This is a genomic window from Umezawaea endophytica (genome assembly GCF_025061645.1).
GTDB lineage: Bacteria > Actinomycetota > Actinomycetes > Mycobacteriales > Pseudonocardiaceae > Umezawaea > Umezawaea endophytica.
The window spans coordinates 8,711-17,498 of the sequence record NZ_JANYMP010000058.1 but is presented as its reverse complement, the minus strand read 5'-3'; the positions used below and the strand labels follow the sequence as shown (position 1 = coordinate 17,498).

Genomic DNA, 8,788 nt, shown 5'->3' with positions numbered 1-8,788 from the left:
CCCCGCCGCTCCCGGACCCGATCTGCTCCTCCAGCCGGTACCGGTTGGCGACGACCTGCTCCGTCTCCACGATTCGCTCGCCCTCCTCGCATCGCATCCAGTCGAGCAAGTCGCTCTCCGGGCTTTCGCAGGGAACCCTCCCGGCCCGTCGCGGCATGCTGCGTGCAGATCGTTTCCAGGGAGGAGAACGTGGTGGGGCATGCCCACGAGCGCGTTGTGATCGACACGATGATCTCTGAGGCAGTGGTCATCGCGGGTCTGGCGACCGCGCGATCTCCAATCGGCACCGGTACGAATCCCTCGACGTGCGACGACCTGTTGCTGAACAGGGAACTCGTCGAGTGGGGCTCGCTGCGCGGCGCAAACGCGGTTCGCAGGGCCATCGGTGGTGCGCCGCGCTCACCTTCTCCTGCCACGCTTCCTGTCTACCGAAAGCAAGCAGGCGGTTCAACGTCCATAAGTCTGATGCTCGACGCCCGTTCACCGTCTTGGGCGTTCGTTCTTCCTGTGACTCGCATTCGACGGAGTCACCACCGTTTGGCAGTACGCCCGAGACGACATCGTCCATGTACAGCATGAGGCTGGGGAAGACATGACTGATCCGGTGGTCCAACGACGGCCCGGTTACCGAGTTCCGCTCATCGTTTTGTTCGCCCTGGTGACCGCGGTGATCAGCTCGGTGTCCGCGCGCTTGTCCGCGGACGTGGCCGAGTGGTGGCGGGTCGACGGCATCCCCTACCTCGCCGCGACCGCGGTGATGTTGGTCTTGTCCAGTGTGCTGATCACCGCCCTGCCTCGGGCGGTGAAGGAGTTCTGGCAGTGGTCGGGACCGTTTCCCGCGGTGGCGGACCGGGTGCTGAAGGCACTGGGCCGCCCGCCGAAGGCGGTCGGCGTCGTCAGCACGATCCTGGTCCTCGGTTTGGGCAGCTACGTCCTGCTGCCGCCACCGCTGGAGAGCGGTGAACTCGTCATCATGACGGCGTCGGACCTGAGTCCCAGAGACCCGCGCACCACCCTGATCGAGCAGTGGAACGAATCCCACCCGCGCAACAGGGCCAGGTTCGAACCCGCGGCCGGTGAGACCGAAGAACAGCACGAGCGCATGGCGGGCGACGCAAAACCGGACGGTGCGCACAAGGCCGACGTCTACCTCCTCGACGTGGTGTGGATGTCGGAATTCATCGACAACGACTACCTCCGCGAACTGGACCAGTCAAAGCTCGCCGGAAGCTTGGGCGATTTCGTGGCCCCGGCACGGCGCACCTGCGAGGTGGGCGACAAGATGTGGGCACTGCCGCTCAACACGGACGTCGGTCTGATCTATCACCGCACCGACATCCCGAACATCACCCCACCAACCAATTGGGATGGCCACTCCGGCATCCCCGCCGCCGAGGCGCGAGGTGGGTTGGAATCGGCGAACATCGCGCAGTTCTCCGACGAGATGCTCATGGTCGAGGCGCTCGAGGCCATCTGGGCGGCAGGGGGTGAAGTCGTGACCAAGGACGGCAAGGTCACGCTGACCCCCGACGAGAGTCGGGTGCGCTTCACCAAGAACGACTACGAGGGCATGCGCAAGCTCAACGCGGAGACGAGAACTCCAGGTGTCGCCCTGAGCGACCCTCCCCCCGAGAACACCACCTCCCTCGACGCCGTGGAGCAGTTCGCCAAGGGACGCACCGCATTTATGCGGAACTGGGCGGTCGCCCACGAGCAGTTGACCAACCGGCAGGACGAGTTGGACGCGGCGGGCGTCACCTTCCGCGCCGCGGTCCCGCCAACCGCGAGCGTGCTCGGCGGTCAGAACCTGGCGGTCTCGGCGCGAACCGACAAGCCGAAGGCCGCGCAGGCCCTCATCCAGTTCCTCACCAGCGCGCAGAGCCAGCAGATCCTGGCCGAGATCGGCGGATTCGCTCCGACCAGGGACTCGGTGTACGACCGAGCCCAGGGAGAGCACCTGGTCCAGGTACGGAGGGCGTTGCAGGACGCCGGGCTTCGTCCGACGAACCGGAACTACACCGAGTTCAGCCGGGCGTTCCGCAACGCGGTCAAAGGCGTGGTCACTACACAGGACGTGATCTCAGACGACACGGCCAGAGAGTTGGCGGAGATCCTGCGGAAGTGACGACCACAAGAGGTTCCGGCCAGGCCCGCTGGGCCAGCGGGCCAAAGTCGAGCCAAGGCATTCTGCAGCTTCAGGTACCTGGTCTTGGCGTTCTGGGTAAGAAACAGCCGGCCCGCCTCCTTGCCGAAATACCAGTCACGCAAATCCTGGCGGAGGGAAGCGAGGTCCTGACGAGACCCCGATAGGTGGACCAGGTGATGTGGCCCCTGGGGACTGATCCATAGTTGTGAGAGTTGAGGCAAAGTGATCATCAGGAGGTGGCAGTGCCCCTGAAGTACCCCTCGTCGGTGCGCCGCCAGGCCTGTCCGCGACTGCGCGGTGGTGAGGCCGTCGCGGAGATCGTCGCTGACACCAATATCTCGCCAGCCACGTCGAAGCGTGAACGCCTTCGGGAGGCAGAGCGTGCCACCGTCCAGAGCAGACTCGACGCGTCAGCGCTCACCTGCTGCCCGCCGCCCCACCGTTTCGACCACGGCCGAAACGGCGGGCGGGCGGTCTCACCACTCGACGGGGACCGCAGCGATGCCGCCTCCTAGCTGGAGGTCGTTGATCATGGGGATCTGGTTGATCGGGACAGCCAGGCGGTAGTCGGGTAGCCGGGTGAAGAGGGCGGAGTAGACCTCCTGCATCTCGATCCGGGCCAGGGGTGCGCCGATGCAGTACCAGGAGCCGTAGCTGAAGCCGATGTGCGGGTTGGGCGAGCGGGTGATGTCGAAGCGCTCCGGGGCGTCGAAGACCAGGTCGTCGAAGCCCGCGGCATAGTGGTCGCACAGCACGAGCTCACCCGCTTTGATGGTGACACCGGCGATGTCGATGTCCGCGTGCGCGTAGCGGGGCTGGCAGGACTCGCTGGTCTTGCTCATCCGGACCACCTCCTCGACGGCGCCCGCCATCAGCGAGGGGTCCTTGACGACCAAGTCGCGCTGGTCGGGGTGCTCGGCGAACAGCGCGATGCCCGCACTCAGGTTCTTGGGCGTGACCAGGTAGGAGAAGCTGGTGATGGCGATCAGCTTCGTGACGAAGTCGTCGTCGATGCCCGCCGCGCACAGCGCCGAGATCAGGTCATCGCCGGGGTTGGCGTGCTTGTACGCCACCAGCTCCAGCAAGTGGTCGAACAGGACGAGCCTGCCGCCCTCGGCCTTCTCCGAGTCGACCACGTCGCCCGCGGTCGACAGCATCGTCATGAACCCGTCCGGATCAGGCAGGCCCAACAGGTCGCAGAGCACGAGGAAGGACACCGGCAGCGAGAGCTCGCCGTGCAGCTCGGCGGACGAACCCTTCGCGATGATCCCGTCGAGGAGCTGGTTCGTCATCTCCACGATCCTCGGCCTCAGCGCGTTCATACGCTTGGCGGAGAAGTGCGGCGTGAGGGACGTGCGCATCCGACTGTGGATCTCGGCGGCGACAGCGGGGTCATCGCTCAGGACCCCCATGTCGAACAGCGGGTTGTCCAGGTAGCGCGCCCGGTGGGCCGGGTCCTTGTGCGACGCGCCGAGCCGGTCGTCGACCAGCAGTTGCTTCAGCTCCGCGTAGCGGGTCACGAGCCATGCCTCATCCCCGGCCAGCGTCCGCACCTTGACGACCGGGCCGATGGCTCGAGCGTCACGAATCATCTCGTTCAGCCGGCCCACGAGCGGCCGCTGGGAGCCAAGGAAAGGGAGTTCCCTGGTCGTGGTCATCGCTACCTCCGAAGCTGTGCCTGGACTACGCCAGCATCATTCAGCGGATACGCCCGAGAAATCCCTAGTCTCACCGGCTTCGGCGGCCCGTGGATCCCCGCCGGGCGGGTCAGTCGCGCCCCCGGACAATGTGTTCCTCGTCCTCGTCCTCGTCCTCGTCGCCGACGGCCACCGGCGCGGTCGGGAACCGCTCGTCCTCCAGCCGTTCCCTGGTGGTGTCCACAGCAGACATCGTCGTCTCCTCATGGTCTGGGCGGCACGGCGGTCGCCGGTCACCTCATCGGACGCCCTTGACGCGCGACACCGCGAGCGATGACAGAGCGGAAAGGACGAGGGTGAGCAGGAAGATCGGCGCGTAGGTGTCGAAGGCGTGCACGACAGCGCTGCCCGCCAGCGGTGCGATCGTGGCGGGTACCGCCACGGCCAGGTTCAGCAGTCCCATCCCGGCCCCGGAGTCCTCCCGCGACGGCAGGGCCTCGGTGACGACGGCGAGGTCGACGGCCTGGTAGATGCCGAAACCCAGGCCCGAGCAGAACACGAACACGATGATCGCGGGCAGCGTCGGCGACAGCAGGGGGACCACCGTCGAGGCGGCGACGATCGCGCCCGCCACCGCGACGAAGACCCTCCTGCGGCCGACCCGGTCCGACAACGGGCCGCTGAGCACCGTCGTCACCGTCATCCCGAGGAGCGTCGCCGCGCCGACCAGCGGGACGGCGCCGACCGCGCTCTCGCCGAGGCCGACGTAGTCCTGGAGGATGTAGAGCATGTAGGTCGTCGTCATCGCGTAGCCCAGGTTCATCAGGAACCGGCCCGCGAAGGCCCAGGCGAAGTCGGGGTGCCGGGTCGGGCTGACCCAGTAGGCCGACCGGAAGTGCTTCCAGGTCAACGGTTCCGGCTCGTCGTCGAGGCCGGGGTCCTCGCGGTTGAACACCGTGAGGAGCACCGCCGCCAGCACCAGGACCCCGGCGAGCACGGTCCACGCCAGGAAGACGTAGTCGGCGAGGAAGGAGGCGAAGACGGCACCAAGGATGCCGCCCGCCAACGACGCCGCACCGTAGACCGCGGCGAACGTGCCCAGCAGTGGCTGCGGCACCCGGTCGGGGACCATCGCGTGCAGCAGCCCCGGCACGAAGTTGAACGCCAGGTGGAACAGCATCCACAGGACGACCAACTGCCCGAGGCCGGTGGCACCGCCCATGCCGAACAGGCACAGGCCCGACAGGACGGACCCGCCGAGGATCCAGGGGACGCGCCGCCCGAACCGGCTCCTCGTCCGGTCGGACAGCGCCCCCGCGAACGGCTGGACCACCATGGACACCACGGCGCCCGAGGTGGTCAGCAGCGCCAGCACACCGACCTTGTCCTCTTCGCCGAACCCCATCGCCTCCAGTCCGAGCAGGATCGAGGCCGCGCCCAGCACCAGTGCCTGGGCGAAACCGTTGAGCCCCAAGGTCCAGATCAGCGGGCGCAACGGCCCGTCGACCTTCGGCCTGGACACGGGGGCGGTAACCGCCCCGTCGACAAGGGAAACCGGTGGCGTCATGCCGCCATGCCCTCTCCTACCAGCTCGCGGTGAGCAGGTCGCCGTAGTCGCGCTGCTGGGAGGCCGAGCGGAGATCCGCCTCGACCATCATCACCATGAGTTCCTCGAACCCGACCGTCGGCTTCCACCCCAGCGCGGCACGCGCCTGGCTCGAGTCGGCGCACAGGGTCTCGACCTCCGCCGGGCGGACGAGGGACGGGTCGACGTGGACGTAGTCCTGCCAGTCGAGGTCCACGCTCTCGAAGGCGATCCGGACGGCGTCGCGAACCGAGTGCATCGTACCGGTGCCGATCACGTAGTCGTCCGGCTCGTCCTGCTGGAGCATCAGGTGCATCGCCCGCACGTAGTCGCCCGCGAAACCCCAGTCGCGCACGGCGTCCAGGTTGCCCAGCGCGAGCTTGTCCTGCATCCCCAGCTTGATCCGAGCGACGGCGAGGGAGATCTTCCTGGTCACGAACTCCGCGCCGCGGCGGGGGGACTCGTGGTTGAACAGGATTCCCGAGACGCCGTACATGCCGAACGACTCGCGGTAGTTGCGGGTGATGAAGTGCCCGTAAGCCTTGGCGACGCCGTACGGGCTGCGCGGGTGGAAGGCCGTCGTCTCGCGCTGGGGTGCCTCGGCGACCTTTCCGAACATCTCCGAGGACGACGCCTGGTAGAACCGGATCCGGCCACCACCGGTCCCGGATCCGTTGAGACCGCTGACCATCCGGATCGCCTCCAGCATGCGCAAGGTGCCCATGCCGTTGATCTCCGAGACCAGCTCCGCCTGCTGCCAGGACAGCGGCACGAACGAGATCGCCCCGAGGTTGTACACCTCGTCGGGCTGCACCAGGTCCACCGCGGAGACCAGGCTCCCTTGGTCCATCAGGTCACCGTTGACCAGGCTCACCTCGGAGACGAGCTGGCTGATCCGCATCTTGTGCGGGTTCGCCTGCCCTCGGATCAACCCCCACACCTGGTACCCCTGCGCCAGCAGGTGCTCGGCCAAGTATGAGCCATCCTGACCGGTGATCCCGGTGATCAGCGCACGCCTCGACATCTGTTCCTCCACACGAAGAAAGAGTTACGTCTACGGCGGGCGCAAGAACCCACCGAACCACGCCCGACCGGGCCACGAGGGCCGAGACTCGCAGTGATCGCGGCGAACCGTCAATGACATCAACGGGTTGCTAGGGATTAAGCAGGACTCGTCGGTGCGGTCCGGGATTTCCCTACAGTCCCCCGTGACCCGACCGGCCGAGCAGGACTAGCCATTACCGAGCCCCGGATGGGTTCTACTCACGGTGAGCGGGCCCGGCCCGAACCCGCGACGGGCGCCGCAGGACGAGGCCACCGTCCCTCGGGGATCACCCGCGCGGGCGGCGGAAGCGTTGTCACACAGGGCAAGAGGGCGTGGCGGCAGGGCGGTGAGCACGTGACTCGCCCCGTGCGCCACCCCAGGACCTACACCCGTTTCCGGAGGACGCAGTGGCAGACATCGACAGCGCCGAGGAGAGGTGGCTGCGCCGCTACCTCCCGTCCGAGAACGCGGCCATCCGGCTCGTCTGCTTCCCGCACGCGGGCGGGTCGGCCAGTTTCTACCGGCCCGTCGCACTCAGCCACGCCCCGCGCACGGATGTCCTCGTCCTCCAGTACCCGGGACGGCAGGACCGGCGGCACGAGCCCTTCGTGGAGACCATCGACGAGTACGCCGACCTGATCGCCGAGTTGCTGGCGGCCCTGCCGCCGAAGCCGACCGTCTACTTCGGCCACAGCATGGGCGCGATCCTCGGTTTCGAGGTGGCGCACCGGCTGGAGCCGGACGGACGGGGACCGCGCTCGTTGGTCGTGTCGGGCCGCCGGGCACCGTCGACGTCACGCCCGGAGGAGGTTCACCGCACCGATGACGCGGGGATCCTGGCCGACATGTCCCAGTTGGAGGGCACGGGCTCGGCCGTCCTAGGCAACGAGGAGATCGTCCGGCTGGCCCTGCCCGCGATCCGGAACGACTACCGCGCCATCGAGCTCTACCAGCCCAACGATCGGGTGGTGAGCTGTCCGATCACGGCGCTGATCGGTGTGCGGGACCCCAAGTCCACCGTGGCCGAGGCCGATCGCTGGCGGGAGCACACCGACGACCGGTTCCGCGTCCGCCAGTTCCCCGGCGGGCACTTCTACCTGACCGACCAGCACTCCCAGGTGAACGCCGAGATCGCCGCCGAGTTGGCCAAGGTCGCGCTCGGCCCGGTGGGACGAGGGGTCTGACTGGCGGACGTCCGTGGGCAACGCCGTCCACGGACGTCCCGCTCCTCGGTCACCGGGTTCCGGTGCCGCGGGACGGCTTGCCGCTTCCCGCGTTCGCGGACCGCCGGAAGGGTCGGGCGGGCAACGCCTCCCAGGTCACTTGACGAACTCGGTCGTCACCTTCGGCGGCCACTGGCCGATGCCGAGGATGCCGGTGGAGTAGCTCTTCGACACGAGCGCGGGCCGGTTGGGCACCTTGAGCTTCCTCATGAGCGTGGCCACGTAGTACTCCACCGCGCTGCTGCTCAGCAGGAGCTTCTCGGCCAGTTGCACGGTCGAATCGCCCTTCGCGACGCCTTCCAGGATGCGCGCGTGCAACGGGTTGAGCAGCTTCTTGCTCTGCCCGACCGATCTAGGTTCCTGCTCCGCCTTGTCGGGCTTCACCAGGACCATGATCGAGCCCGCCATGCCGACGCCGTCGGCGACCGCGATGCCGGTCAACTCGCCGACGAACATCCGCTGCTTGGCCCTCACCGCGACCATCTGCTCGACGAACCGCGGCCGCTCGCCGACGGCGAGCGAGGTGAACTGGGATTCGATCCTCGACAGCATCCCCGGATGCAGCAGGTCGCGGAAGTTCTGCCCGACGACATCGCGCTGACTCCAGCCGAACTGCTGCGAGAAGCACTTGTTCGCGGCCAGGACTCTCAGGTCCAGGGCGAGATTGGCGATGGATATGCCGGACTGCTCGAATATCAACCCAAACGCGCTGGGGCAATCGCAGGGTTGCTGACCGACATCACCGAGCGACACAAATTCCTCCCAGTTATTTCGGGTGGTTTCTCGATTTCTATCTCAGCCCGGAGCGTACGTGGCGACAAACGAACCGGACAGCGCCGCAACCCGTTGTTTCCTAACTATGCGGGCGGCGCGGGGCGAGGTGCGGTCCGCCGGCAAGCCCTGGACCTGGAGTGATGCGACCACTCCTTGAGGTGCCCATCCCCTTGTGACGCCACCCACATCAATTAGTGGACTATCATTCCCACTCAGTGGACACACTCACCGCTACCGGGGATCCACTGACCAGGTGACACAAACCTGCCATTATTCGAAATTCGCACACCGTTGAACACGCGGTAACTCGCACCGCGCGATGCCTCTCCACCGGGCCCGAACGCCGACAAGTCGGGGGGCCTCCGCGGTCCCCCCCCT

At 67.1% G+C, this 8,788-nt stretch carries 8 protein-coding genes; 3 read left to right on the top strand and 5 right to left on the bottom strand.

The genetic code is table 11. The features are described 5' to 3' along the window. The first annotated feature begins 592 nt into the window (after nucleotides 1-592). The gene (locus NZH93_RS49195) at nucleotides 593-2,125 is read left to right on the top strand and encodes an extracellular solute-binding protein (protein WP_259630298.1); all 1,533 of its coding nucleotides are present in this window, start codon (nucleotides 593-595) and stop codon (nucleotides 2,123-2,125) included. 497 nt (nucleotides 2,126-2,622) lie between these two features. Here NZH93_RS49195 and NZH93_RS49190 read toward each other — a convergent pair whose 3' ends face one another. The 4 genes from NZH93_RS49190 to NZH93_RS49175 all read right to left on the bottom strand — a co-directional run bounded on the left by NZH93_RS49190 (nucleotide 2,623) and on the right by NZH93_RS49175 (nucleotide 6,392). Further along, entirely contained in the window at nucleotides 2,623-3,738 is a 1,116-nt protein-coding gene (locus tag NZH93_RS49190; protein WP_259630297.1) for a cytochrome P450, read from the bottom strand. 175 nt (nucleotides 3,739-3,913) lie between these two features. Continuing rightward, nucleotides 3,914-4,036 carry a hypothetical protein gene (locus NZH93_RS49185; RefSeq protein ID WP_259630296.1) on the bottom strand — a complete coding sequence of 41 codons (123 nt, stop codon included), beginning with the start codon at nucleotides 4,034-4,036 and terminating at the stop codon, nucleotides 3,914-3,916. Between the two features lie 45 nt (nucleotides 4,037-4,081). Next, nucleotides 4,082-5,305, bottom strand: coding sequence for an MFS transporter (locus tag NZH93_RS49180; protein WP_259630295.1), 1,224 nt, complete (start codon nucleotides 5,303-5,305; stop codon nucleotides 4,082-4,084). A gap of 61 nt (nucleotides 5,306-5,366) precedes the next feature. Continuing rightward, a complete protein-coding gene (locus tag NZH93_RS49175) occupies nucleotides 5,367-6,392 on the bottom strand; it encodes a GDP-mannose 4,6-dehydratase (protein WP_259630294.1) in 1,026 nt (341 codons plus the stop codon). 428 nt (nucleotides 6,393-6,820) lie between these two features. On the opposite strand from NZH93_RS49175, the gene NZH93_RS49170 reads away from it, so the two are divergent. Next, the gene (locus tag NZH93_RS49170; RefSeq protein ID WP_259630293.1) at nucleotides 6,821-7,597 is read left to right on the top strand and encodes a thioesterase II family protein; all 777 of its coding nucleotides are present in this window, start codon (nucleotides 6,821-6,823) and stop codon (nucleotides 7,595-7,597) included. A 135-nt stretch (nucleotides 7,598-7,732) separates the two neighbouring features. Here NZH93_RS49170 and NZH93_RS49165 read toward each other — a convergent pair whose 3' ends face one another. Beyond that, entirely contained in the window at nucleotides 7,733-8,287 is a 555-nt protein-coding gene (locus tag NZH93_RS49165; RefSeq protein WP_259630300.1) for a LuxR C-terminal-related transcriptional regulator, read from the bottom strand. On the opposite strand from NZH93_RS49165, the gene NZH93_RS49160 reads away from it, so the two are divergent. Then, complete coding sequence (locus NZH93_RS49160) at nucleotides 8,195-8,551, top strand: hypothetical protein (RefSeq protein WP_259630301.1); 357 nt, start codon at nucleotides 8,195-8,197, stop codon at nucleotides 8,549-8,551. The genes NZH93_RS49165 and NZH93_RS49160 overlap by 93 nt on opposite strands. The last annotated feature ends 237 nt before the right edge of the window (nucleotides 8,552-8,788 follow it).